Origin of the sequence: Stenotrophomonas sp. 610A2 (assembly GCF_030549615.1) — a bacterium.
GTDB classification, from domain to species: Bacteria; Pseudomonadota; Gammaproteobacteria; order Xanthomonadales; family Xanthomonadaceae; genus Stenotrophomonas; species Stenotrophomonas pigmentata.
In genome coordinates this window covers 994,433-1,019,668 of the sequence record NZ_CP130832.1, presented here as the reverse complement: position 1 = coordinate 1,019,668, position 25,236 = coordinate 994,433, and the positions used below count along the sequence as shown (strand labels likewise).

General features: G+C 63.7%; 20 protein-coding genes. 3 read left to right on the top strand and 17 right to left on the bottom strand.

All coding sequences use genetic code 11. The features are described 5' to 3' along the window. Nucleotides 1–383 precede the first annotated feature (383 nt). The 4 genes from proP to Q5Z11_RS04455 form a co-directional block, all read right to left on the bottom strand. Nucleotides 384–1,913, bottom strand: coding sequence for a glycine betaine/L-proline transporter ProP (proP, locus tag Q5Z11_RS04470; RefSeq protein WP_303748912.1), 1,530 nt, complete (start codon nt 1,911–1,913; stop codon nt 384–386). A 305-nt stretch (nt 1,914–2,218) separates the two neighbouring features. Then, nucleotides 2,219–2,656 (bottom strand): ribosomal maturation YjgA family protein, encoded by a 438-nt coding sequence (locus Q5Z11_RS04465; protein ID WP_303748911.1) that lies wholly within the window; start codon nt 2,654–2,656, stop codon nt 2,219–2,221. After that, nucleotides 2,640–3,194, bottom strand: coding sequence for a DUF3228 family protein (locus Q5Z11_RS04460; RefSeq protein ID WP_303748910.1), 555 nt, complete (start codon nt 3,192–3,194; stop codon nt 2,640–2,642). Before Q5Z11_RS04460 ends, Q5Z11_RS04465 begins: the two co-directional genes overlap by 17 nt. Before the next feature lie 102 nt (nt 3,195–3,296). Continuing rightward, nucleotides 3,297–4,910 (bottom strand): APC family permease, encoded by a 1,614-nt coding sequence (locus Q5Z11_RS04455; protein ID WP_303748909.1) that lies wholly within the window; start codon nt 4,908–4,910, stop codon nt 3,297–3,299. A 530-nt stretch (nt 4,911–5,440) separates the two neighbouring features. Between Q5Z11_RS04455 and metF the strand changes: the two genes are divergently transcribed. Then, the gene (metF, locus tag Q5Z11_RS04450) at nt 5,441–6,271 is read left to right on the top strand and encodes a methylenetetrahydrofolate reductase [NAD(P)H] (RefSeq protein WP_303748908.1); all 831 of its coding nucleotides are present in this window, start codon (nt 5,441–5,443) and stop codon (nt 6,269–6,271) included. Nucleotides 6,272–6,293: 22 nt separating this feature from the next. Further along, the gene (locus Q5Z11_RS04445; RefSeq protein WP_303748907.1) at nt 6,294–6,938 is read left to right on the top strand and encodes a DUF4124 domain-containing protein; all 645 of its coding nucleotides are present in this window, start codon (nt 6,294–6,296) and stop codon (nt 6,936–6,938) included. Between the two features lie 21 nt (nt 6,939–6,959). Here Q5Z11_RS04445 and Q5Z11_RS04440 read toward each other — a convergent pair whose 3' ends face one another. The 3 genes from Q5Z11_RS04440 to Q5Z11_RS04430 all read right to left on the bottom strand — a co-directional run bounded on the left by Q5Z11_RS04440 (nt 6,960) and on the right by Q5Z11_RS04430 (nt 12,043). Next, on the bottom strand, nt 6,960–7,904 hold the full coding sequence (locus tag Q5Z11_RS04440) for a Nudix family hydrolase (RefSeq protein WP_303748906.1): 945 nt from the start codon (nt 7,902–7,904) through the stop codon (nt 6,960–6,962). Nucleotides 7,905–8,203: 299 nt separating this feature from the next. After that, the gene (gene secA / locus Q5Z11_RS04435; protein WP_303748905.1) at nt 8,204–10,915 is read right to left on the bottom strand and encodes a preprotein translocase subunit SecA; all 2,712 of its coding nucleotides are present in this window, start codon (nt 10,913–10,915) and stop codon (nt 8,204–8,206) included. A 177-nt stretch (nt 10,916–11,092) separates the two neighbouring features. Further along, on the bottom strand, nt 11,093–12,043 hold the full coding sequence (locus Q5Z11_RS04430; RefSeq protein WP_303748904.1) for a M23 family metallopeptidase: 951 nt from the start codon (nt 12,041–12,043) through the stop codon (nt 11,093–11,095). A gap of 12 nt (nt 12,044–12,055) precedes the next feature. On the opposite strand from Q5Z11_RS04430, the gene Q5Z11_RS04425 reads away from it, so the two are divergent. Continuing rightward, complete coding sequence (locus Q5Z11_RS04425; RefSeq protein ID WP_303748903.1) at nt 12,056–12,490, top strand: DciA family protein; 435 nt, start codon at nt 12,056–12,058, stop codon at nt 12,488–12,490. A 227-nt stretch (nt 12,491–12,717) separates the two neighbouring features. Here the strand turns inward: Q5Z11_RS04425 and lpxC are convergent, their stop codons facing one another. From lpxC to Q5Z11_RS04375, 10 genes are all read right to left on the bottom strand, one after another. Continuing rightward, nucleotides 12,718–13,629: a UDP-3-O-acyl-N-acetylglucosamine deacetylase gene (gene lpxC, locus Q5Z11_RS04420; RefSeq protein ID WP_303748902.1), complete on the bottom strand. Its 912-nt coding sequence runs from the start codon at nt 13,627–13,629 to the stop codon at nt 12,718–12,720. Between the two features lie 284 nt (nt 13,630–13,913). Continuing rightward, nucleotides 13,914–15,140, bottom strand: a complete 1,227-nt coding sequence (ftsZ, locus tag Q5Z11_RS04415) for a cell division protein FtsZ (protein ID WP_303748901.1) — start codon at nt 15,138–15,140, stop codon at nt 13,914–13,916. Nucleotides 15,141–15,357: 217 nt separating this feature from the next. After that, complete coding sequence (ftsA, locus tag Q5Z11_RS04410) at nt 15,358–16,593, bottom strand: cell division protein FtsA (protein WP_303748900.1); 1,236 nt, start codon at nt 16,591–16,593, stop codon at nt 15,358–15,360. Beyond that, nucleotides 16,590–17,318 carry a cell division protein FtsQ/DivIB gene (locus Q5Z11_RS04405; protein ID WP_303748899.1) on the bottom strand — a complete coding sequence of 243 codons (729 nt, stop codon included), beginning with the start codon at nt 17,316–17,318 and terminating at the stop codon, nt 16,590–16,592. The genes ftsA and Q5Z11_RS04405 overlap by 4 nt, the downstream gene beginning before the upstream one ends. A 91-nt stretch (nt 17,319–17,409) precedes the next feature. Beyond that, nucleotides 17,410–18,846 carry a UDP-N-acetylmuramate--L-alanine ligase gene (murC, locus tag Q5Z11_RS04400; protein ID WP_303748898.1) on the bottom strand — a complete coding sequence of 479 codons (1,437 nt, stop codon included), beginning with the start codon at nt 18,844–18,846 and terminating at the stop codon, nt 17,410–17,412. A gap of 43 nt (nt 18,847–18,889) precedes the next feature. Continuing rightward, on the bottom strand, nt 18,890–19,987 hold the full coding sequence (gene murG / locus Q5Z11_RS04395; RefSeq protein WP_303748897.1) for an undecaprenyldiphospho-muramoylpentapeptide beta-N-acetylglucosaminyltransferase: 1,098 nt from the start codon (nt 19,985–19,987) through the stop codon (nt 18,890–18,892). After that, on the bottom strand, nt 19,987–21,306 hold the full coding sequence (ftsW, locus tag Q5Z11_RS04390) for a putative lipid II flippase FtsW (RefSeq protein ID WP_303748896.1): 1,320 nt from the start codon (nt 21,304–21,306) through the stop codon (nt 19,987–19,989). Before ftsW ends, murG begins: the two co-directional genes overlap by 1 nt. Further along, a complete protein-coding gene (gene mraY, locus Q5Z11_RS04385; RefSeq protein WP_303748895.1) occupies nt 21,306–22,391 on the bottom strand; it encodes a phospho-N-acetylmuramoyl-pentapeptide-transferase in 1,086 nt (361 codons plus the stop codon). The genes ftsW and mraY overlap by 1 nt, the downstream gene beginning before the upstream one ends. Beyond that, a complete protein-coding gene (locus tag Q5Z11_RS04380; protein WP_303748894.1) occupies nt 22,381–23,763 on the bottom strand; it encodes a UDP-N-acetylmuramoyl-tripeptide--D-alanyl-D-alanine ligase in 1,383 nt (460 codons plus the stop codon). Before Q5Z11_RS04380 ends, mraY begins: the two co-directional genes overlap by 11 nt. After that, entirely contained in the window at nt 23,760–25,235 is a 1,476-nt protein-coding gene (locus Q5Z11_RS04375; protein ID WP_303748893.1) for a UDP-N-acetylmuramoyl-L-alanyl-D-glutamate--2,6-diaminopimelate ligase, read from the bottom strand. Before Q5Z11_RS04375 ends, Q5Z11_RS04380 begins: the two co-directional genes overlap by 4 nt. Between the last annotated feature and the right edge of the window lies 1 nt (nt 25,236).

Genomic DNA, 25,236 nt, shown 5'->3' with positions numbered 1-25,236 from the left:
TCCTGATCAACGCGAAGAATTGATAGCGGAAATGACGTAGCCCGGGTAAGCGCAGCGCACCGGGGAACAAGGATTTCGTGGTCTTTCAGATCGCCAAAAGCCCCCGGGCACGCTGTACTTGTCCGGGCTACGACTGCAAACCAGAGATGCCTGCGCGTTGAGTTTCTTGCGAAGAACACTCCTCCCCAACCCTCCCCTTCGCTGCGCGAAAGGGAGGGGCGAAGCGGTAGTGCCGAGCCATGCTCGGCAGAGGCTTTCCTGGTAGAACCCCAGCCGAGCATGGCTCAGCAGAGGCTTTCCTGGTAGAGCCCCAGCCGAGCATGGCTCGGCTCTACACAGTCAAACGCCCTCCCCTGCACCTTCGGTGCAAGGGAGGGAGCTTGTCAGACCAGGTCTGGATGACGATCAATCAAGGCCTGCTTGCGCCGCTCCAGGTCGGCGAGCTTGTCCTGCATGTCGTTGATCTCAGCATCGATGCCATCAACGCTGGCTTCGATATGGTCGTACTGTTCCTGCAGCAGCTCGCGCGCTTCGCGGCGGCTGGAAGCATTCGGCGTATCGCCGCGCATTGGCTTGCTGGCGGTTTCGTGCATGAAGTACGCAGTTACCAGGCCAATCAGCGCCACCACCATCAGGTAGTACGCCGGCATCATCAAATCACCGGTGGTCTCAACCAACCAGGCGGCTAACGTCGGGGTGACACCGGCAATGATCACCGAGATATTGAATGCACTGGCCAGCGCGCTGTAGCGCACACGTGTCGGGAACATCGCCGGCAAGGTTGAGGCCATCACGCCGATCAGGCAGTTCAACAATACCGCCAGCAACAACAGGCCAACGAAGATCCAACCGGTATTGCCGCTGGTGATCAGGTGGAACGCCGGGATCGCGGCAATCAGCAAACCAATACTACCTGCGGCGATGAACGGCCGGCGGCCAATGCGGTCACTGGCCATGCCGACAAACGGCTGCACGAACAGCATGCCCACCATCACCACGATGATGATCAGCACACCATGGTCCTCGGAGTAATGCAGGTTATGCGACAGGTAGGTTGGCATGTACGTCAGCAACATGTAGTAGGTGACGTTGGTGACCAGCACGATACCCACACAGACCAGCAACGAGCGCCAATACTTGGTCACGATCTCCTTGAAGGAGATCCGCGGCGCGCTGCCGACGGCGTCTTGGTCCTCTTTCTCCATGCGTTCGAGCTGCTCGGTGAAGGCCGGTGTCTCCTCCGCTGCGTGGCGCAGGTACAGGCCAATCAAACCCAGCGGCGCGGCGAGGAAGAACGGAATGCGCCAGCCCCACTCCAGGAACTGCGCTTCGCCAACGATGCTGCTCAGCAATACCACCACGCCGGCACCGGAGACAAAGCCAATGATCGAGCCGAAATCCAACCAGCTGCTGAGGAAACCACGGCGCCGGTCAGGTGCGAACTCGGCAACGAATACTGCAGCACCGGTGTACTCACCACCAACGGAGAAACCCTGCGCCAACTTGCACAGCAGCAACAGGATCGGTGCGAGTATGCCGATGCTTTCATACGATGGAATCAAGCCGATGCAGAAGGTACTGACTGCCATCAGGATGATGGTTGCCGACAGCACTTTCTGCCGGCCGAATTTGTCCCCCATGACCCCAAAGAACACGCCGCCCAGCGGACGCACCAGGAACGGCACCGAGAACGTTGCAAGCGCGGCGATGGTCTGCACGCTGGGCGACGCTTCCGGGAAAAACACCTTGCCCAAGGCATAGGCGACAAAGCCATACACACCAAAGTCGAACCACTCCATCGCATTACCCAACGCGGCGGCGGTGACTGCTTTTTTTACTTTTGCCTTATCGATGACGGTGATGTCTTCGATTTGCAGCGGCTCATTGCGGATAGTGGATTCACCTGTAGACATGACAGGACCAGTCCTCCCGTTACTGAGTTGATTGCGTGCTTGGCCTTGGCTTGCATGAGTTCGCGCAGGCCGTAATGCGCACGAAGGAATGCCCCGCGGCAAGGCCACGGGAACGGTCAGGGACAGAAAAAACCGGGATCATCCCGGTAAAGGCGTAGTGCCGGCTGTCCAAGCATCAACAGGCAGGGTGCCTGTGCGTAATCGCTGAATGATGCTGAGCCCGAGCATTCTACGCGAACAGCTGTTAAGGCGTGTTAAAGGCGCGTCTACAGCGTTTCTCGTGCAGACGCGCAATACAGCGTGCTTCAGCGATGAATACGGCCAAACATGCGCGTTAGCAGCACGATAAGCCCTGTTGCCGCACAGCCAACTGCGTAACAAATGATGTCGCCCCACGAGAACGTATTGCCTATCACCGTGTACATGACATCACCACGCACGTAGCCAAGCCGCTCAGCGACATGGAAATACTGTGCAAACTCGATGCCGCAAGCGAACACGAACACAAACAGCAGAACCAGATGATCATTGATGCGCAGTACGCTGCGGATCATTGCGTAAAGCAGGATCACCACCAGCACATCACCAAGGTAGGCACGTATCCACGACACATGCGGCAGGCGTGTAGCGATGATCACCTCAACGACGAACACCAGAAGCGCCAGCAGCACATGCCAGCCACTGATTGCGAACAGACCGCCTCGCTTCGCGGCGAGCGGCACAGCATCAGCGCCAGTTTGCATTGGCACCCCAGAACTCCACGGCACGCGCATAAGCCGCACGGTCAATCGGCACGCCCGAGCCGCCTTCTTCAACACCCAAGGCATTGCGCATCATGGTAATGGGCGCCATCGGAATTTCTTCGGCAGTGGCGGTGTACAGGCAGCCCACCACGCCCCAATCGGCATCGATGGGTGAACCCTCTTTCTGCAGCTGTTCGCGACTGTAGAGGATGACCACCAGGTACTCGGCCACGGCCGGCTCAACGCCTTCAAACCAGCGCACCAGTACCGGCAGCTCCTCGCGGCTGCGCGCCTCGTAACCCGAACGCAGCAAGTGCCGGTTCTGCTCGGTGACCGGCACCGTCAGGCAGCGGGTGCTGGTCCAGTTTTTGTAGACATGCAACTTGCAGAACGGTGCATAGCCATCGAGCACCTTGTCAGCGGCATGCGCGTTCAAGTACTGCTCGAATTCCTCGGCGCTGCAGTCCTGGATGGTATTGGCGCGCGGCGTGCGCGGGAACAGGCGGGTACGTGCAAACGGCGTCAAGTAGATGGACATCATCGCTTCCAACAAAGGATGGCGACATTGTCGGCGATCGGTGCGAAGACCGGAACCGCGGCATTCATGCCCACTGCCAGCAGTGGGTATCCGTCATCCGGCTCAGGCCTGCGCCTGTGCCTCGTGTTCGGCCACATCCATCGATGGCGTGCGCCAACCGGAGTTCACGCCCCATAGATAGAACACGACACCAATTGCAGCCACCAGCAGCAGATCCCAGCCATAGCTCAGGTAGCCAGCGCCGCCGAAGGCAGTACTGCCCGCCCACGACACCAATGCCAACAGTGGCAGATAGCAGATCAACCACATCGCACCTTTCAGCTGGCGCGAGAAATCATGCCAACCAATCTTGCGCTGGTAGTAGATGTACACCGGCAAGGCGACAACCATCAGCAGGATGATTTCGCCGGTCAGCGGCCAGCGCGCCCAATACAGCAGCTCGGTGGCCATCACGAAGGCCACACCTGCCAGTATCGGCAGCGCTACTACCCGCAATGGGCGATGCAGGTTCGGCGCAGTGCGGCGCAGCGACATCACGCTGATCGGCCCCGTCATATAGGAGATGACGGTAGCCACCGAAATCACCGCCGCCAGCGTGCCCCAGCCACGGAAGAAGAACAGGAACAGGAAGGACACCGCCAGGTTCAACCACATCGCCGGCCGCGGCACGCCCCAGCGCGGATGGATGTTGCCCAGTACCTTGGGCGCGGTGCCGTTCTGCTGCATGCCGTAGATCATGCGCGCGGTGGTTGCGGTATAGGTCATGCCGGTGCCGCTGGGGCTGACGAAGGCATCCACGTACAACAGCATCGCCAGCCAATGCAGGTTGAGGATCAAGGCCAACTGGGCAAAGGGCGAACGGAAATCGATGCCATGCCAACCGTGCTCGGCCAGCATCTGGCTCGGCACCGCGCCGATGTAGGCAACCTGCAGCAACACGTAGATCACCGCTGCGAGCACGATGGAACCGACCACAGCGAAGGGAATGCTGCGGCCGGGATTGCGCGCTTCACCCGCAAGATTCACCGGGCTCTGGAAACCGTTGAAGCTGAAAACAATGCCGGCGGTAGCAATGGCAGTAAGGATCGCGGAGAAATCCAGGATCGGCGTGCCCGGCCCTTTCAAACCGACCGAGAAATTCTCGCCATGGAAACCACTGGCGATCAAGGCCACGCCGGTAAGCGCCGGCACGACCAGCTTGAAGATGGTGATGGCACTGTTGGAGTGCGCGAACAGCTTCACGCTCCAGAAGTTGATCAGGAAGTAGACGACCACCAGCACCGCTGCGATCAGCAGGCCGGCATGACTGAGTTCGCCCATTCCGCCCGGCTGCTGCACGTACATGTCCTGCGCCCACTGCCATGGCCACGATGCCATGTACTGCACAGACGCTTCCGCCTCGACCGGGATCACCGAGACGATGGCGATCCAGTTGGCCCAGGCGGCGATGAAGCCGACCAGCGAACCGTGCGAGTAATGGCTGTAGCGGACCATGCCACCAGATTCGGGGAACATCGCGCCGAGCTCGGCATAGGTAAGTGCGATGGTGAGGATGATGGCCGCGCCCAGCACCCAGGCCCAGATCGCGCCGGGCCCCGCCAGGCCAGCGGCGCGCCAGGCACCGAACAGCCAGCCTGAGCCGATGATGGAACCCAGGCCGGTAAGCATCAGGGCTATGGGGCCGACGTCGCGGCGGATGGCGCTGGATGCGGTCATGGTGGTTTCCGATTGGGGCGACGCCGGGGCGGCGTTGGCGACCGATCATCGCAAACCAGACGTTAAGCCGAGCGTCGTTTGCGGTGGCGAGGTGTTGCTGCCAGAAATGGCACAGCCAACGGATTGCTGTAGTTCGATGACATGCCCAAAGCGGCAAAGCCCGACCTTCCACGATCCGACCCTTCTTTACGCTACAGCGCCCCCCCTCCTCTGCGCGACGCAGCGATCCGCCCCCTCCCTTGCGCCAAAGGCGCAGGGGAGGGTTGGGGAGGGGTGCTCTGCGCGGGTGGCTCCAGCTTCAAGCAGCCCTGGCTTGCTGCTTCTGATTCTGGGTTCGAGCGAAGTGCTGGAGGTCAAGAGCCAGGAGCAACAGCAACAGCAAAAGCACCCCTCCCCAGCCCTCCCCTTGCCTACGGCAAAGGGAGGGGGCACAAGCTGCCCGCTTCCCCAAGTCTCGGCTGAAACAATTGCACATCCATCTTGATGGAGAGATATAATCACCCGCATCCCGTCAGACCCGGCCGCTTCCAATGACCGCGCTCAGTTTCGAGTTCTACCCGCCCAAGACCGATGACCAGCGCGCCCAGCTGGACCGTACCGCCGCCAAGCTCAAGAGCCATGCGCCGGAATACGTGTCGTGCACCTTTGGGGCCGGCGGCTCGACCCTGAGCTATACCTCCGAGACCGTGCGCCACCTCAACCAGCACCACGGCCTGCAGGCGGCGCCACACCTGTCCTGCGTCGGTGGCACCCGCGAGGAAATCCGTGAGCTGCTCAAGCTCTACCGTGCCATTGGCGTAAAGCGCATCGTCGCCCTGCGTGGCGACCTGCCCTCGGGCATGGGTTTCCCGGGCGACCTGCGCTATGCGTCCGAGCTCATCGCCTTCATCCGCGCCGAGCATGGCGACGCCTTCCGCATCGAAGTAGGCGCCTATCCGGAAACCCACCCGCAGGCCAGCGACGCACTCACCGATCTACGCCATTTCAAGACCAAGATCGATGCCGGTGCCGATGCCGCCATCACCCAGTACTTCTACAACGCCGACGCCTACTTCCACTTCCTCGATGCGGCACGCAAGCTGGGCGTGGAGGTGCCGATCATTCCCGGCATCATGCCGATCTCCAACTTCAGCCAGCTGCGCCGTTTCTCCGAACAGTGTGGCGCCGAGATTCCGCGCTGGGTCAGCAAGCGCATGCAGGCCTACGGCGACGACGCTGAAGCTGTCCGTGAATTCGGTGCCGATGTCGTCGCCGGGTTGTGCGAGCGACTGATCGCAGGTGGCGCACCGTCGCTGCACTTCTACACGCTGAATCTGGCCAAGCCGACCAATGCCGTGCTGGAGCGCATTGGCCGAAGCTGAGCGGTCATCACTTCCTGCGCGCATGGCCAACCGCTACCCTTGGCCGATGCGCCTGCTGTTACTCCTGTTGCTGACCTTTCCCGCCCTGGCGGTGTTCGACGCGCGTGCGCAACAGATCAACCGTTGCACCAATGCGCAGGGGCAAACCGTCTACGGTGACAAGCCCTGCGAAGTGATGGGCGCACGCGCGCGACTGCTGCCCAATCCGCGTGCGGTCGGCGGCAGTGGTTTGTACCGCGACAGCTGCGCACGACGGCTCAGCGAACTGGTCGCGCAGATCCAATCGGCGGCCGATGCGCGCGATCCCAATCGACTCTCCGGCATCTATCTGTGGAACGGGCTTTCCAGCGCCGCCGCTACCCGGGTCATGGATAGGCTGGATGAAATCGTGCAGCGTCCGCTGATCGACATCGCGCCGGTATTTCCCGAAGAGCCGGCTTACGTTCCCGCGCCGACCGAACCGTTCACCTATACCGACGGAACACCGATCGATCACACGCAGGCAAGCACTACGTATCCCGACGTGCACGTCATCAGCAATGCTCCAACTGGCCCACGGCGCCCCATCGCGTTGCGACTGGAGCAGACCTTGCCACGCAGCGCCACGCCAACGCGGACCATCCTGCACCTGCGCCGCCAATACAACTGCTTCTGGATCACGCTGTAAGCGCGCTACGCCTGCAGCTGCTCAGGCCCGCGGCCACAGCGAGCGAATCGCGGCCACGCCCAGAGCACCATGCCTGCGTGCGGTCTCGACATCAGCAGCCGCCATCCCGCCGATTGCATAGATCGGCAGCGATACCCGCTCGCGCAGTTCAACGAATGCGCCCCAGCCAAGACCCGCGGCCTCTGGATGGGTAGCGGTTGCCCGCACTGGCCCCAGCACTGCGAAATCACAGCCCAGCTGTTGTGCCGCCTGCAGCTGTGCAAGGTCGTGGCAGGACGCGGCTACCAGCGATGTCTCCGGCAACGGCCGCGCCTGCAGTTGCACCACCTGCTCGCTGCCCAGGTGCACGCCAACGCCCAGCGCCTTGGCCAGGGCGATGTCGCGGTTGATCAGTACTTCCACCTGCTTGCCGAAGCGCTCGACCACGGTTCTGGCCAAGGCCTCGCGGTTCGGCGCCAGAGGGGTGCGCAGCTGGATGCGGCGGATGCCACCGGCAATGGCGGCCTCGATCGACGCCAGCCAAGCCTCATCGCCCTCGGTCGGCTCAGGCGTGACCAGGTAGTGGCAGGGTTGGCGCAAGGCCGCCACCACCGGCAGATCGGCCGGCGGCATCGAATAGCGCGACAGCTTGTCCGGGGTAACCCAGGTGATGGCCTGGCCTTCGCGCCCACGCGCCGTGCCTTTCCACTGGCGCACAGTGCGTACTTCCAGGCGCAGGCGCTTGTCCGGGTAGATCTGCGGCACGTCCATCACCCACTCGCCGATCTCAGCCTCGATGCCAAGCTCCTCGCGCAGTTCACGTGCCAGCGCCTGCTCCGAGGTCTCGCCCGGCTCGCGCTTGCCGCCGGGGAACTCCCAGAGACCGGCCATGTCGCTATCGCCGGTACGCCGGTTGAGCAGGATGCGGCCACGCGCGTCGGTGATGACGGCGGCCACGACGTGGATCGAGCGTGAAGGGGATGTCATGCCTTGAGCATGCCGAAAACAGGGCTGTTGGTGCAATCGTTCGCTGCGCTGCATCCATACCGGAACGGCGCCATTTTGTAGGAGCGGCGTCTGCCGCGAAGCAGATGCACCATCAGAGTGTAGAGATGGCTCGCCCGGCAGGATGCCCAGCTTCGCGGCTGACGCCGCTCCCACATGGTGATCACCTGTAGTGCCGAGCCATGCTCGGCAGGGGCATTACCGGTGAAGCCCTGCCGAGCATGGCTCGGCACTACAGGGCGGCGCTCAAAAAAAAGCCCCGCACTTGGCGGGGCTTCTTCTTAGTTCAGTTGACCGTGGCAGTGCTTGTACTTCTTGCCACTTCCGCAGGGACAGGGGTCGTTGCGGCCGACCTTGGGCGCGTTGGCCTCGTCGAGCACTTCCGCCGCCTCTTCGTCGGCGCTGTAGCCGCCGTTGTCCTGGTGCTGGAACTGCGACATCTGCAGGCGTGCTTCGGCCTGCTGGCGCTCCAGCTGTTCCATTGCCGCCACTTCTTCCTCGCTGCGCACGCGCACGCGCGACAGCATGGTGATCACTTCGCGCTTGACGTTCTCCAGCATTTCCGAGAACAGCTCGAAGGCCTCCTTCTTGTACTCCTGCTTGGGCTGCTTCTGCGCGTAACCACGCAGGTAGATGCCCTGGCGCAGATAATCCATGCGCGCCAGGTGCTCCTTCCAGCTCTGGTCGAGCACGGTCAACATCACGTGCTTCTCCAGTGCGCGCATGGTCTCGGCACCAACCGCTGCTTCCTTCTGCTCGAAGTGCGCGTCCATGAAGTCGATGACCTTCTGCGCGATCGCCTCGGCATCGAGTTCTTCGTGCGCCTTGACCAGGCCGATCACGTCCATCTGCACGCCCAGCTCGCCTTCCAGCGTGGCCTGCAGGCCCTGCAGGTCCCACTGTTCGTCCACCGAGTTCGGCGGCACGAAGCGGGTCACCAGGTCATAGATCACGTCGCCGCGGATGCCGTCGATGTTTTCCTTCACCGACTCTGCGTCCAGCAGCTCGTCGCGCTGGCCGTAGATCACCTTGCGCTGATCATTGTTGACGTCGTCGAAGTCGAGCAGGTTCTTGCGGATGTCGAAGTTGTGCGCTTCAACCTTGCGCTGTGCCTTCTCGATCTGCCGGCTGACCATGCGGTCTTCGATGACGTCGTCTTCCTTCATGCCCATCATGCGCATCGCCTTCTGCACCCAGTCAGAGGCGAAGATGCGCATCAGGTTGTCTTCCAGCGACAGGTAGAAACGGGACGAACCCGGGTCACCCTGACGGCCCGAACGGCCACGCAGCTGGTTGTCGATACGACGCGATTCGTGGCGCTCGGTGCCGACGATGTGCAGGCCGCCAGCGGTCTTGACCGCTTCGTGACGCTCCTGCCATGCAGCCTTCACTGCGGCCTTCTGCTCGTCGCTGATCTCTTCGCCCAGCTCGTGCAGTTCGGTCTCCAGCGAGCCGCCGAGCACGATGTCGGTACCACGACCGGCCATGTTGGTGGCGATGGTGACCGAGCCCGGACGACCGGCGTTGGCGACGATGGTCGCTTCGCGGTCATGCTGCTTGGCGTTGAGCACTTCGTGCTGCACGCCGGCCTTGCGCAGGTGCTCGGACAGCATTTCCGAGGTTTCGATCGAGGTCGTACCCACCAGCACCGGCTGGCCGCGCTTGGCGCATTCTTCAATGTCCGCCAGCACCGCGTTGAACTTGCCCTTGCGGTTGAGGAACACCTGGTCCGGGTAGTCCTTGCGCACGGTCGGCTTGTTGGTCGGGATGACCAGCACTTCCAGGCCATAGATGCTCTGGAACTCGAACGCTTCGGTATCGGCCGTACCGGTCATGCCGGACAGCTTCTTGTACATGCGGAACAGGTTCTGGAAGGTGATGCTGGCCAGCGTCTGGTTCTCACGCTGTACCGGCACGCCTTCCTTCGCTTCCACCGCCTGGTGCAGGCCGTCGGACCAGCGACGGCCAGCCAGCGTACGGCCGGTGAATTCATCGACGATGACCACTTCGCCATCGCGCACGATGTAGTCCACATCGCGCTGGTAGATGGCGTGCGCGCGCAGGGCGGCGTTGAGGTGGTGGACGACGGTCAGGTTCTGCGCGGCGTACAGGCCGTTGTCATTGTCGGCACCGATGATGCCGGCTTCGCGCAGCAGCTCTTCAGCGTGTTCCATGCCGGCTTCGGACAGGAATACCTGCTTGCCCTTCTCGTCGACCCAGTAATCGCCCTCGCCTTCTTCGGTTTCCTGCTTGATCAGGCCCGGCACCACGCGGTTGACGCGGATGTACAGCTCGGGGGAATCGTCGGCCGGACCGGAGATGATCAGCGGGGTACGCGCCTCATCGATCAGAATGGAGTCGACTTCGTCGACGATGGCGTAATGCAGGCCGCGCTGGAAACGGTCGGCGCGGGTCAGCGCCATGTTGTCGCGCAGGTAGTCGAAGCCGAATTCGTTGTTGGTGCCGTAGGTGATGTCGGCGTCATAGGCAGCACGCTTGTCACCATGCGGCATGCCCGGGTAGACCACGCCAACGCTCAGGCCCAGCCAGTTGTACAGCTTGCCCATCTGCGCCGAGTCGCGGCGGGCCAGGTAGTCATTGACCGTGACCACGTGCACGCCCTTGCCTTCCAGCGCGTTGAGGTAGACCGGCAGCGTTGCCACCAGGGTCTTGCCTTCACCGGTGCGCATTTCCGCGATCTTGCCCAGGTGCAGGACCATGCCGCCGATCAGCTGGACGTCGTAATGACGCATGCCCAGCACGCGCAGGGAGGCCTCGCGGCAGACCGCAAAGGCTTCCGGCAGCACCTTGTCCAGGGCTTCGCCGGCGGCGATGCGCTCACGGAACTCGGTGGTTTTGGCTTTGAGCTGGTCGTCGGAGAGCTTCTGGGTCTCCGGCTCCAAGGCATTGATCTTGGCGACGATACGGTTGAGCTGGCGAAGCTGGCGCTCGTTACGGCTGCCAAAAACGCGGGTAAGCAGGCTGTTGATCATTGAAGGAACCGGTTTGAATGAAATGCCGTGCGACCTGGCTCACCCCCTGGGTTCACCGGTCACAAACGAAACAGGGCGCAATGCGCCCTGTCGATGGCAACGCCTATTGTAGCTTGGGGCGAACGCTTGGGTTTCAAGCACCCCGAAACAAGTCAGCCGGAGCTGACTTGCCACCCATCAGCCGCGGCTGACCCGGCCAACCGGCGTATTGCCACCCTCGCCGAGGAATTTGCGCGGATTCATCACCACGCCGTTCTGCCAGACCTCGAAATGGACGTGGGCACCGGTGGAACGGCCAGTGGAGCCGGCCTTGGCCACTTCCTGACCGGCACGGACCAGGCCACCTTCACGCACGGTCAAGCGCGAATTGTGTGCGTACAGGGTCTTGTATCCATTGCCGTGGTCAATCTCGACCACATTGCCGTAACCGCCCTTGACCCCGGAGAAGCTGACCACGCCATCGGCAACGGCCAATACCGGGTCGCCAACGCGGGCGTGGAAGTCCATGCCCTTGTGATTGCCCACACCGCGGCCGAACGGGTCAGCACGGCCACCGAAGCTGGAGGTGACGTAGGTGTTGCGGATCGGCATGCGCGAGGGCACGGCGTTCTGCTCGAGCTGGTGGTCGAACAGCAGCGATTCCATCACCGACAACTGCTTGCCTGAAGCAGCGAAACGCTGCTCCAGCACCTGTAAGTCACTGTTTACCGCGCTGACCGGGATATCCTGGGTCGGGCCGGGCTCGCCTTCACCCATACCCGGGGTTTCCTGGAAGTCGAACTCGCCGTCTTCCAGCTTGCCCATCTGGGTCAGGCGCTCACCCAGCGCATTGAGCCGGGTCGCCTGCGCCTGCAGCTCGCCGAGGCGGGCGGCCAGTGCGTTGACCTGGGTCTGCGCATCGGCGCGAACCTTGGCCAGCTCCTGCTCCTGGTGGTCAACCTTGGACTGCAGCGCCGCGTCGCCGGCCATGCCGATGGCGAAGCTCAGGGCCACGCCCATCAGGCAGCCAAGGCCAAGTACGCTACCCAACAGGGCTTGAGGACGATCCTCGAAGAACATCTGAACGCGTGAAAGCGGCGTCTTGGCCTTCTGTTCACGCGTTTTGATTACGATCTTTTTAAATGTCATTGAAAAATTCTTATGTCAGAGCCGAAATCCAGTGTTCGTTCCCGTTCCGCGCCCAAACAGGCGCTGGAAGCGGCGATGGCGGACAAAGCAGGTAATCCGCTGCGCCGAGCCCTGTGGCTCGATGCGATGGACCGGCAATTGCGCCCCCATTTGCCGCCGGCGCTGGCAAACCGTTGCCGGTTGGCCAATGTGGACGGCGAACACCTCGTTTTTCTCGTCGAATCGCCGGTGTGGCACGCCAAAGTAAGGCTTGCCGAAGACCAGCTGCTCGACGCGGCCCGATCCATCGGGCTGACGGCCACCCGGGTGACCGTCAAGACTGCGACTGCGTCTGCGCACTCCCCAGTGCGAAACGATCAACGCAGCACAGCAGTAAGCGAAACCACGCACAAAGGACTGCGCGACGCCTTGGCTGCCCTGCAGGATGTGAAATCAACAAAGTCCTGAAGGGTCACCGGAGGCCTGTTTGGCCCCGGTCTCCACCCGGTCGTCTCTACGGACCGGATTGAAGCCAGCAGGAATCCTAGCCGCGGAATGCAGCGAAGGAGTTAGTCTTTTGTTAATTAATAGTTAAATTCAGACTGAAACCCGGATCGGGTTCACACAATGATGACAATTAGGACTAGTCGTAACCTGTGAAGGCCACGTCTCCTAGGTCCTAACCGCTATTTAACTTAGGCGTAGGCCGGGATGCCGTACAGCACCGGCTCGGCGGCGGCCGGCGAGTCGTAGCTGGCCCATTCCCAGGCTGTCTGGTCGGCCAGAAGGGCACGCACCAGCTTGTTGTTGAGCGCATGCCCGGACTTGAAGCCCTCGTAGGCGCCCAGCACCTGCCCACCGGCCAGATACAGGTCGCCGATGGCGTCCAGGATCTTGTGGCGGACGAATTCGTCGGTGTAACGCAGGCCGTCATCGTTCAGCACGCGGAACTCGTCCAGCACGATGGCGTTGTCCATCGAGCCGCCCAGGCCCAGGTTGCGCTCACGCATGTACTCAAGGTCACGCATGAAGCCGAAGGTACGGGCGCGCGAGATTTCCTTGATGTAGGCGGCGGAGGAGAACTCGATCTCCACCCGCGACTGCTTGGCCGGGATCATCGGGTGATCGAACTGGATGGTGAAACCCAGCTTGTAGCCTTCGTACGGTTCGAAACGGGCGATCTTGTCGCCGTCACGTACTTCCACCGTCTTGAGGATACGCAGGAAACGCTTGGCCGCGCCCTGCTCGACGATGCCCGCCGACTGCAGCAGGAACACGAACGGGCCAGAGGAGCCGTCCATGATCGGCAGCTCGGCCGAGGACAGCTCGACGATGACGTTGTCCACGCCGAGGCCGGCCAGGGCCGACATCAGGTGCTCAACGGTCTGGATCTTCGCGCCTTCACAGGTCAAACCGGTACACAGGGTGACTTCGGTGACCAGATCGGCACGTGCCGGGACTTCCACCACCGGGTCCAGGTCCACTCGACGGAACACGATGCCATGGTCGACCGGTGCCGGGCGCAGGGTCATATAGACCTTGTCACCGCTGTGCAGGCCGACGCCGGTAGCGCGGATCGTGTTCTTGAGAGTGCGTTGCTGGATCATGTGTATGTAAGGCCGGAGGGGCCGCGCAGGCGCAGCCAGGGGGACAAACAAGAATAACACGCGTTAACACGCGCCCTTCGCAGCGCCAGATTCGGCCGTCAGCTTCCGTCCAGTACCGAAAATATCGCCGGGCCGGCCTTGGCCCGGCGATAAAGGACATGGTATTCCCGCCGGGGTGGACAGCCCCGACGTATCAGCTCTGTTTCCAGGCGCCGACCAGTCCGACCCACGGCGCCGTTGCCGGCGCACGCGATGATCGGGCCTGGATGGCCCCCGCTACCGCATCAGTCAGCCTGGCGGCGCAGGAACGCCGGGATGTCCAGGTAGTCATTCGGCAGCTCTGCAGCAGCCGACGACGCCGACGAGCTGGAAGCAGAAACGGTGTCCGAACTCGGACGACGCAGGCCCATGCCCATGGTGTGACCCACAGCCTTGGCCACGGCATCGGCCGGGCTCTCGTACTCGTCGAACTCGGCCTGGCCGGTGGTGGCGTTACGCACCAGCTTGATCGGGCCGCGCTCGCCCGGACGCTGTGCGTTCTTGGCAACGGCACGGTTCAGGCCGGTGGCAACCACGGTCACCTTGATCTCGTCACCCAGATCCGGATCGATCACGGTGCCGATCACAACAGTGGCGTCTTCCGAAGCGAAGGCATGCACGGTGCGACCGATTTCGTCGAACTCGCTCATGGTGATGTCGGTGCCGGCGCTGATGTTGACCAGCACGCCATTGGCGCCGGCCAGGTTCACGTCGTCCAGCAACGGATTCTGGATCGCGGCTTCGGCAGCGGCCTGGGCGCGGTCATCGCCACGTGCAGTGCCGGTGCCCATCATTGCCAGGCCCATTTCCGACATCACGGTGCGCACGTCGGCGAAGTCGACGTTGATCAGGCCCGGACGCACGATCAGGTCGGCGATGCCCTGCACGGCGCCCTGCAGCACGTCATTGGCAGCACGGAAAGCCTGCACCATGGTGGCGTTGCGGCCGAGCACGGTGATCAGCTTTTCGTTCGGGATGGTGATCAGCGAATCGACGTGCTGGCTCAGCTCCTCGATGCCCTTCAGCGCCACCTGCATGCGGCGACGGCCTTCGAACGGGAACGGCTTGGTGACCACGGCCACGGTCAGGATGCCCATTTCCTTGGCCAGCTGTGCCACCACCGGTGCAGCACCGGTGCCGGTGCCGCCGCCCATGCCGGCGGTGATGAACACCATGTCCGCGCCCTGCAGGGCGTCCATGATGCGCTCACGGTCTTCCAGTGCGGCCTGGCGGCCGACTTCCGGGTTTGCGCCTGCGCCCAGACCCTTGGTTACGTTGGTACCCAGCTGCAGCTGCAGCTTGGCGCCACAATTCTTGATGGCCTGCGAGTCGGTGTTGGCGGTGATGAATTCCACGCCATCCACGCTGCTGTTGACCATGTGCGCCACGGCGTTGCCGCCGCCGCCGCCCACGCCAACGACCTTGATCACCGCGTTCGGTGCCATCTTTTCAATCAGTTCGAAATGCGCCATGTCCATGTCCTCTCTATTGCCGTGATTGGTTCGGGCATCCGGGAAGAATCCTTCTCCTTCTGCGCCCGCCCGCACCGGCGAGTTGTTTTAGGTATACCGCTTCGGGTTGCCCCTGCACGGTGGTTGTTGCTTGCTTCAATGACTGCGTTACAGCACTTCGTCTTGCCTTACTGCTTGCCCTTCTGACTGCCTCACTGCTCTACCACCAGTACCGCGATCAGAACTCGCCGCGGAACCAATTCTTCAATTTGTTGAACATGCTGCCGGCGCGCCCAGTGGGCAGCGACGGGCGACGCGGGTGTTCGATCTGGCTGCCCATCAGCAGCAGGCCGACGCCGGTGGCGTGCACTGGATTGCCAACCACTTCGCCCAGCCCGGTGACGTGCTGCGGGATGCCCACGCGTACCGGCATCTGCAGCATCTCCTCGGCCAACTCGACCACGCCTTCCATCTTCGAGGCGCCGCCGCTGAGCACCAAGCCAGCGCGCACCATTTCCTCGAAGCCCGAGCGGCGCAGTTCGGCCTGCACCATCTCGAAGATTTCCTCGTAACGGCCCTGCACTGCCTGCGCCAGTGAATGACGCGGCATGCGACGCGGCGGGCGATCGCCGACCGACGGCACCTGGATGCTTTCCTCGGCCGTTGCCATCTGCGCCAGCGCACAGGCGTAACGCACCTTGATCTGCTCCGCTTCCGGCGTTGGCGTGCGCAGCATGTGGGCGATGTCGTTGGTGACGTGGTCACCGGCAATCGGCAGCGATGCGGTGTGGCAGATCGCGCCCTGGATGAATACCGCGATGTCGGTGGTGCCGGCGCCGATGTCGACCATCACCACGCCGAGCTCGCGCTCGTCGGCGGTCAGCACGGCAACGCTGGAGGCCAGCGAGGACAGCACCAGATCGTCCACCTGCAGGCCGCATCGCTGCACGCACTTGCTGACGTTGGCGGCGGCTGACTGTGCGCACACCACCAGGTGGGCATGCACTTCCAGGCGCACGCCGGTCATGCCGACCGGGTTGCGGATGCCCTCCTGCGAATCGTCGAGCACGTACTCGCGCGGGATCGCATGCAGGATCTTCTGGTCAGCGGGGATGGCCACGGCCTTGGCCGCTTCCAGCACGCGATCCAGATCGCCCCAGCTCACTTCGCCTTCGCGGATCGGAGTGATGCCCTGCGAGTTGCGGCACTGCACGTGGTTGCCGGAGATCGAGGCGTACACCGAACGGATCTCGCAGCCGGCCATCAGCTCGGCTTCTTCGATGGCGCGCTGGATCGACTGTACGGTGGATTCGATATCCACCACCACGCCGCGCTTGAGACCGCGCGACTCATGCGAGCCGATGCCGATGACCTCGATCGGGCTGCCCGGCGAGTACTCGCCGACCAACGCCACCACCTTGGAGGTGCCGATATCCAGGCCAACGATCAGTGATTTGTCTCCCTTGCGGTTCATGTCCTTTCCTGCGTCTGCTTTGTTGCCGGCGGTGGGGTTCCCCAGCTCAGCGTGAATCCATTGGTGTAGCGTAGGTCGGCGCGAACGATCGGCACCTGGGTGCGGGTCAGCTGCGGCAGTACGCGCACGAAGCGGCTCAGACGCGAGCGTGCATCGTTGCGACCGATGACCACTTCGGTGCCGTTATCCAGCCCCAGCGACCAGCTGCCACGCGCATCCATCACCACTTTGCGTACGTCCACACCGGCCGGTGCGAACAGTGCGCGGGAATCGTTGTACAGCTCGACCACTTCGGTGGTCATGCCATCGGGGCCATCGAGTTCGGGCAGCGGCGCGTGCTCCAGACCGTGCGGTACCGCGAACAAGCGGCCCTGCTCGGACAGCAGCCGATCCTTGCCCCAACGTGCAAACGGACGGTGCTCGACGATGCTCACTTCCAGCACATCCGGCCACTGCTTGCGGACCTGCGCGCTCTCCACCCACGGCAGCTTTTCCACTGCCGCCTGCGCGTCCTGCAACTTCACCGCGAAGAAGCCCGAGCGTGCATATGGCAGCAAGGCCTTCTGCAGATCCTCGGGCGGCACGCGCTTGAACTCGCCGTGCACGCGCAGCTTGGCCAGCGGCCAGCGCTCGGCACCGACCCAGCCGTTGACCACCGCAACCACCGGCAATACCACCAGGGCGATGGCCAGCAACCAGGCGAGCATGCGCAGGACGGCATTCATCGTGCGCCCTCCCCTGCGGCGCGGCCGCGCGCGACCGCCGCAGCCCGCAGTGCGGTTGCGTGGGTACGGCGCAGCGGCAGCGCGACAAGCATCATTCGCCCTTGGCCTCCTTGAAGCCTTCGGTGACCACCTGCTGGACAACGGCACCGATGTCGCCGGCGCCCATCATCAACAGCAGATCGCCGTCCTGCAGCACATCCGGCAGCACCGAAGCCAGGTCGGCGGAGTGGCTCACCACCACCGGCTCGCTGCGGCCGCGCGCGCGGATCGCGCGTGCCAACGACTTGGAATCGGCACCGGGAATCGGCGCTTCGCCGGCCGGATAAACCTCGCTCAGCACCAGTGCGTCCACTTCCGACAGCACCGCTGCGAAGGCATCGAACTGATCGCGGGTACGGCTGTAACGGTGCGGCTGGAACGCCACCACCAGACGCTTGTCCGGCCAACCGCCACGGGCAGCGGCAAACACCGCTTCCAGCTCACGCGGGTGGTGACCGTAATCGTCGATCACGCGCACCTTGGCGCCCTTGTGGGTGGTGACTTCGCCGAGGTCATTGAAACGACGGCCAACGCCTTCGAACTTCTCCAGCGCGGCGGCGATGTCTTGCGGCGCCACGCCCAACTGCCAGGCCACCGCAGCGGCGGCCAGCGCATTGAGCACGTTGTGCTTGCCCGGCAGCGCCAGCGTGACCGGCACGCTGGTGCCTTCCGGCAGGCGCAGGGTGAAGCGCATGCGCGGGCCATCCTGCACCACGTCTTCGGCACGTACGTCGGCATTGCTGCTCAGTCCGTAGCTCATCACGTGACGCGGGGTCTTGGCGGCAAGTGCGGCCACTTCGGGGTCATCGATGCACAGCACCGCCAAGCCGTAGAACGGCAGGCGCTGCAGGAACTCGGCGAACGCTGCCTGCACGCGGGCGAAGTCGTTGCCGTAGTTCTCAAGATGGTCGGCGTCGATGTTGGTGATCACCGCAACCAGCGGATTCAGGCGCAGGAAGCTGCCATCACTTTCATCGGCCTCGGCTACCAGCCATTCGCCACCGCCAAGCTTGGCGTTGGCACCGGCCGCCAACAACTGGCCGCCGATCACGAAGGTCGGGTCCAGCTTGCCTTCGCTCAGGATCGCGGCGGTCAGCGAGGTGGTGGTGGTCTTGCCATGGGTACCGGCGACAGCGATGCCGCGACGGAAACGCATCAGCTCGGCCAGCATCGCCGCGCGCGGCATGATCGGAATGCGCTGGCTGCGCGCTTCCATCAGCTCGGGGTTGTCTTCGCGGATAGCGCTGGAAACCACGATGCAGTCGGTGCCCAGCACGTTGGCAGCGGAGTGACCACGCATCACGCGCGCGCCCAACCGCGCCAGACGGCGGGTGGCTGCGTTGTCGGCGTTGTCGGAACCGGAGACTTCATAGCCCAGGGTCAGCATCACTTCGGCGATGCCGCTCATGCCGGTGCCGCCGATGCCAACGAAGTGCACGCGCGGGAAGGCGCGGACCAGGTCGGAGGTGTCGTTGAGGCGGCGGATCATGCCTGGCCTCCGGTGTGGCTGGCGCGGGTGCGCGATGCCGTGTTCATGCTGCTTCCTCAAGAATGATGTCTGCGATGCGTTCGGCCGCATCGACCTTGGCCAACCCACGCGCGGCTTGCGCCATCTGCATGCGGTGGCCGGGAGTGTTTGCCAGCGTGCGCAGCACGCCTTCCAGGTTGGTCGCCAGCGCGTCGTCCTGCTTGAGCAGTTCGGCGGCGCCGCGTTCGACCAGATACTCGGCATTACGGGTCTGGTGGTCGTCGACCGCTGCGGCGAACGGCACCAGCACGCTGCCGATACCGACGGCGCACAACTCGGCCAGGGTCGATGCGCCGGAACGGCACACCACCAGATCGGCCCAGCTGTAAGCGGCTGCCATGTCCTTGATGAACATGTCGACGCGGCCTTCCACACCAGCAGCGCGGTAGGCCTGCAGCGCTTCTTCGTGCAGCTTCTCGCCGCACTGGTGCCAGACCTCGATGGCGACGCTGTCACCCAGCGCGGCCAAGGCCTTGGGCATGGCGTTGTTCAAAGCGCGAGCGCCCTGGCTACCGCCCAGCACCAACACCCGCATCGGGCCGCTACGACCGGCCAGACGCTGCTCGGGTGCCGGCAACGCGGCGATCTCGGCACGCACCGGATTGCCAACCACTTCTTCCTTGCCGCCAGCAAAGCTGCCCGGGAAGCCGGACAGCACGCGACGCGCAAAACGCGACAGGATGCGGTTGGTCATGCCCGGCGCACGGTTCTGTTCGTGTACCAGCAGCGGCAGGCCATGCAGGCGCGCGGCAATGCCGCCCGGGCCCGACGCAAAGCCACCAAAGGCAACCACCGCACGCGGCTTGCGATCACGCAGCACGTAGCCCGCGCTGCGGATCGCACGCATCACCCGGATCGGCGCACCAAGCAAGGCCAGCTTGCCCTTGCCGCGCAGGCCGGAGATGGCCAGCGTGTCGACATGGATGTCGTGCTGCGGCACCAGACGGGTTTCCATCGCGCCGTCGGCACCCAGCCAGGTCACCGGGATGCCGCGCTCGCGCAGCACCTTGGCCACGGCCAGACCCGGGAAGATATGACCACCGGTACCGCCGGCCATGATCATCACCGGACGCTGATCCAGATTCTTGTTCACAGCTGCCATCACGCGATCCTCCCGAAGGTAGGCTCGACGCGCTGCTGCATGCGGCTGGTGCCACGTGCGGCACTGCTCTGCATCGCCGCGGCAACCGCACTGGCGGTTTCCGTACGCGGCTCAGCCGGTGCGCCGTCATGCGCCTCGGCAACATCCGGCTCGGCACCCTCGAGGTCCTCGCGGACTTCCTGGCGGCGCACCGCGCGGTTGTATTCGTAGGACACGCGCAGCAGCAGGCCCATCGCCACGCAGGTCATCATCACGCTGGAGCCGCCGGAAGAAATCAGCGGCAGGGTCAGGCCCTTGGTCGGCAGCATGCCCAGGTTCACGCCGATCGAGACGAAGGTCTGCAGGCTGATCCACAAGGCGATGCCGAAGGCGATGTAACCGGCGAAGTGGCGGCGCATTTCAATACAGCGCAGGCCCAGCCAGAAGGCACGGCCGACCAGCAGCACGTACAGGCTGATGATGCCGCACACGCCGAGGAAGCCCAGCTCCTCGGCGATCACCGAGAAGATGAAATCGGTATGCGATTCGGGCAGGTAGTTGAGCTTCTGGATCGACGCACCCAGGCCCACGCCGGTCCACTCGCCACGGCCGATCGCCATCAGCGCGTTGGACAACTGGTAGCCCGAACCCAGCTGGTCCTGCCACGGATCCATGAACGAGGTAACGCGGCGCATGCGGTAGGGCTCGAAGATCACCAGCGCGATCAGGCCCGGCAACAGCAGCAGCACCGGCAGGATGATGCGCTTGATCTGCGCGCCGCCCAGCACCAGCATGCAGGTGGTGATGCCCAGCAACAGCATCGACGAACCAAAGTCGGGCTGCATCAGCAGCAGCACGACCAGCACACCGACCACACCGACCGGCTTGAGCATGGCCTGCCAGGTGGCGTTGACCTCGTCGCGGAAGCGCACCAGGTAGCTGGACAACCAGACGATGTACAGCACCTTGACCGCTTCCACGGTCTGGAACTTGGAAAAGCCCAGGTTGATCCAGCGCTGCGCGCCGTTGACGCTGCTGCCAAGGCCGGGGATGAACACCACCACCAGCAGTGCGAAGCAGCCCAGCAGCAGCAGCTGGTTGTACTTCTCGATTTCCTTCAACTCCACCCGCATCGTCACCGCGGCCAGGACCACGCCGATGGCGATGAAGACCAGGTGGCGGGTGAGGTAATAGAACGGACTCTGCGTCAGCGCGATGGAGCTGGAAGCCACCATCACGATCCCGAGCGAAGCCAGCGCCACGGCGGCGCCGAGCAGCCACTTGTCGTAGCTGCCACCAATGGCTTCAAGTCGGGTTGCCTGACGCGAGTAGTCGTCCATCAGCGCACCTTGAGGGTTGCCAGGCCGATCAATACCAGCACCACCGAGATGATCCAGAAGCGCACGATCACGCGCGGCTCCGGCCAGCCCTTCAGCTCGAAGTGGTGATGGATCGGCGCCATGCGGAACACGCGCTTGCCGGTGAGCTTGAACGAAGCCACCTGGATCATCACCGACAGGGTTTCGATCACGAACACACCGCCCATGATCACCAGCACCAGTTCCTGGCGCACGATCACCGCGATGGTGCCGAGCACCGCGCCCAGCGCCAGCGCGCCGACGTCGCCCATGAACACCATCGCCGGATAGGTGTTGAACCAGAGGAAGCCAAGACCCGCGCCGGCAATCGCCGCGCAGATGATCACCAGTTCACCGGCACCGGGAATCTGCGGGATCTGCAGGTAGCTTGAGAACACCGCGTTGCCCGAGGCATAGGCGAACACGCCCAGCGCACAGGCCACCAGCACCGTCGGCATGATCGCCAGACCATCCAGGCCATCGGTCAGGTTGACCGCGTTGGAGAAGCCGACGATCCAGAAGTAGGCAATTGCGACGAAGCTGATACCTGCCAGCGGCAGCGCAATCGACTTGAACATCGGGATGTAGAAGGTGAGCTCAGCCGGCACCACCGCGGTCTTGTAGAGGAACAGACCGGCCGCCAGGCCAAAGATCGACTGCAGCGCGTACTTCCAACGCGACTTCAAACCGTTCGGGTCGCGCTTGGCGATCTTCAACCAGTCGTCGTACCAGCCGATCGCACCGAAGCACAGCATCACCACCAGCACCAACCACACATAACGATTGCGCAGGTCGCCCCACAGCAGCACCGACACCAGCACCGTGGTCAGGATCAAGCCGCCGCCCATGGTCGGCGTACCGGCCTTGGAGAAATGCGACTGCGGGCCGTCCTTGCGGATCGGCTGGCCACCCTTGAGCTGGGCCAGGCGGCGGATCGCCATCGGGCCCAACCACAACGACAGCGACAAGGCGGTCAGCGCGGCGAGGATGCCGCGGAACGTGATGTAGTTGAACAACCGGAACAGGCCGTCCAACTGCTGCAGCCAACGGGCCAATTCAAGCAACATGTGTAGTGTCCTCGCCGCGCTTCAACAGCGCAGTCACGATCTTGTCCATGGCGCTGCCGCGCGAGCCCTTGACCAGGCAACGCACACCAGCATGAAGTTCGGTTTCCAGCGCGGCAGCCAGCGCGGCGTGGGAGTCGAAATGACGCCCGCCTTCGCCGAATGCCGCCGATGCCGCTGCGCTCAGCGGGCCCAACGTGTACAGGCGCTTCAGCCCGGCTTCGCGGGCACGCTGGCCGGCCTGCGCGTGCAGCGCCTGCGCGTCCGGGCCCAGCTCACGCATATCACCCAGCACCAGCCAGCCTTCACCCTTGCCAGCCGCCAGCGCGGTGATCGCCGCTGCCAGTGAACCCGGGTTGGCGTTGTAACTGTCGTCGATCAGCACCGCGCCGTTGTCCAGCACATGCGCCACTTGACGGCCAGCAACCGGGCGCGCCTGCGCCAGGCCTTCGACAACCAGCGGCAGCGCAATACCGGCGGCCAGTGCCATCGAGGCGGCAGCCAATGCGTTCAGCACGTTATGGCGACCCGGCAACTGCAGCGCGACCTCGGCATCACCTTGCGGCGTGCGCAGCTGGAAGCGCGAACCAGCCTCGTCGAGCACGATGTTGATGGCAGTGACGTCGGCGCTGACTTCCAGGCCGAAGCGGATCACCTGATGGTCACCAGCACGCGAGGCGAAATACGGCGAGAACGCATCGTCGGCGTTGACCACCGCAACACCGCCATCGCGCAGGTCGTCGTAGACGGCTGCCTTGGTGTTGGCGATCTCCAGCAGGCTGCCCATGCGCTCTAGGTGTGCCGGGGCGACATTGTTGACGATGGACACGTCCGGTGCGGCGATGGCGGTCAGGTAGGCGATATCGCCCGGCTTGCCGGTACCCATCTCGTAGATGGCGAAGTCGGCATCTTCCGGCGCATCGATCACCGCCAGCGGCAGGCCGATCTCGTTGTTGCGGTTGCCCGGCGTGGCGTACACATGCTGGCCCAGCACCGCAGCAGCGTGCTGCATCACGGCCAACAGCAGGTTCTTCACGCTGGTCTTGCCGTTGCTGCCGGTGATGGCGAACACGCGGGTAGCGCGCTGCTGCTGCATCGCTGCAGCAATCTTCGCCAGCGCCAGTTCGGTGTTCGCAACGACTATCTGCGGTACTTCCAGCGGCAACAGGCGATCGACCAGCAAGGCGCTGGCACCCTGCTCTACCGCCTTGGCGGCAAAGTCGTGGCCGTCGAAACGCTCACCGCGCAGGGCGACGTACAGGCTGCCCGCTGCCAGCGTGCGCGTGTCATTGCTGACCGCGTCGATGCTGGCGTCGTCGCCGTGGATTTCACCACCGGCCCAATGTGCGATCAGCGACAGAGGCGTGCGCTTCATGCGTGCACCTCGCCATTGGTCTTGCGTGCCTGCAGCGCGCGCGATGCCACGTCGGTGTCATCGAAAGGATGTTTGATACCTGCAATCTCCTGGTAGGGCTCATGGCCCTTGCCGGCGATCAACACGATGTCGCCGGCCCCTGCCTGTGCGACCGCGGCGTCGATGGCGCGGGCGCGATCGCGCACCACGTTCACCTGCGCAGGCGTCACAAAGCCAGCCATGATGTCGGCGACGATCACGTCACCATTCTCGCCGCGTGGATTGTCGTCAGTGACGAACACCACGTCGGCCAATGCTTCGGCAATCGCAGCCATCTGCGGGCGTTTGCCAGTGTCGCGCTCGCCACCGCAACCGAACACGCACAGCAGGCGGCCATCAAGATGGCCATGCAGGCTGCGCAGCGCCTGTTCCAGCGCGTCGGGCGTGTGGGCGTAATCGATGACCACGGTCGGCTCGCCCTGACCGCCAAGGCGGTTCATGCGGCCACGGATCGGCTGCAGCTGGCCCAGCACCTTGGCGATGTTGGCGCTGGTTTCGCCCAGGCCATGCAGCGCACCGGCCACGGCCAGCAGGTTGTCGACGTTGAAGCGGCCCAGCAGCGGCGAGCGCAGCGCATGGCGCTCGTCGCCGATGACCAGATCGAAGCCCAGCCCCTGCCCGTCCAGCACCAGCTTCTCGGCGCGGATGGTGGCGCCAGCCTGACCGGTCGAGCTCAGGCCGATGGCCTGCACGTCGGCTGCCAGTGTGGTGATCAGTTCACGGCCGAAGGCGTCGTCCAGATTGATCGCCGCTGCCTTCAAACCCGGACGATGGAACAGCTTGGCCTTGGCCGCGCCGTAGGCTTCCATGTCGCCGTGGTAATCGAGATGGTCGCGGGTGAGGTTGGTGAACACCGCCACGTCGTAATGCACGGCATCGACGCGGCCCTGGTCCAGGGCATGCGAGCTGACTTCCATCGCCACTGCCTTGGCACCGCCATCGCGCAGCTGTGCCAGCACTTCATGCATCTGCAGCACCAGCGGCGTGGTGAAACCGGTCGGCACCACATCGCCATACAGGCCAACACCCAAGGTACCGATCGAGCCGCTGAGCGTGCCCAGCAGATGCCAGGCCTGGCCGAGCAGCTGCACGGTCGAGGTTTTGCCATTGGTGCCGGTAACGCCGACCATGCTCATCGCGCGCGACGGCTGGCCGTGGAACTGGTCGGCCATCGCGCCCATGCGCGCACGCAGGCCGGGTACGGCGATGGCATCGGCCGGTGACGGAAGTTCGGCCGGTGCCGGCGGGTCGAACAGGATTGCGGCAGCGCCGGCGGCCTTGGCCTGCTCGACAAAGCCAAGCCCATGCGCGCCAAAACCGGCGATTGCGACGAACGCATCACCGGCCCGTACATGCCGTGAATCCAGGACCAGGCCGCCGATCTGCGGGTCCTGTGACAGGACCAGATCCGGCAGCAGCTGTGACAACTTCATT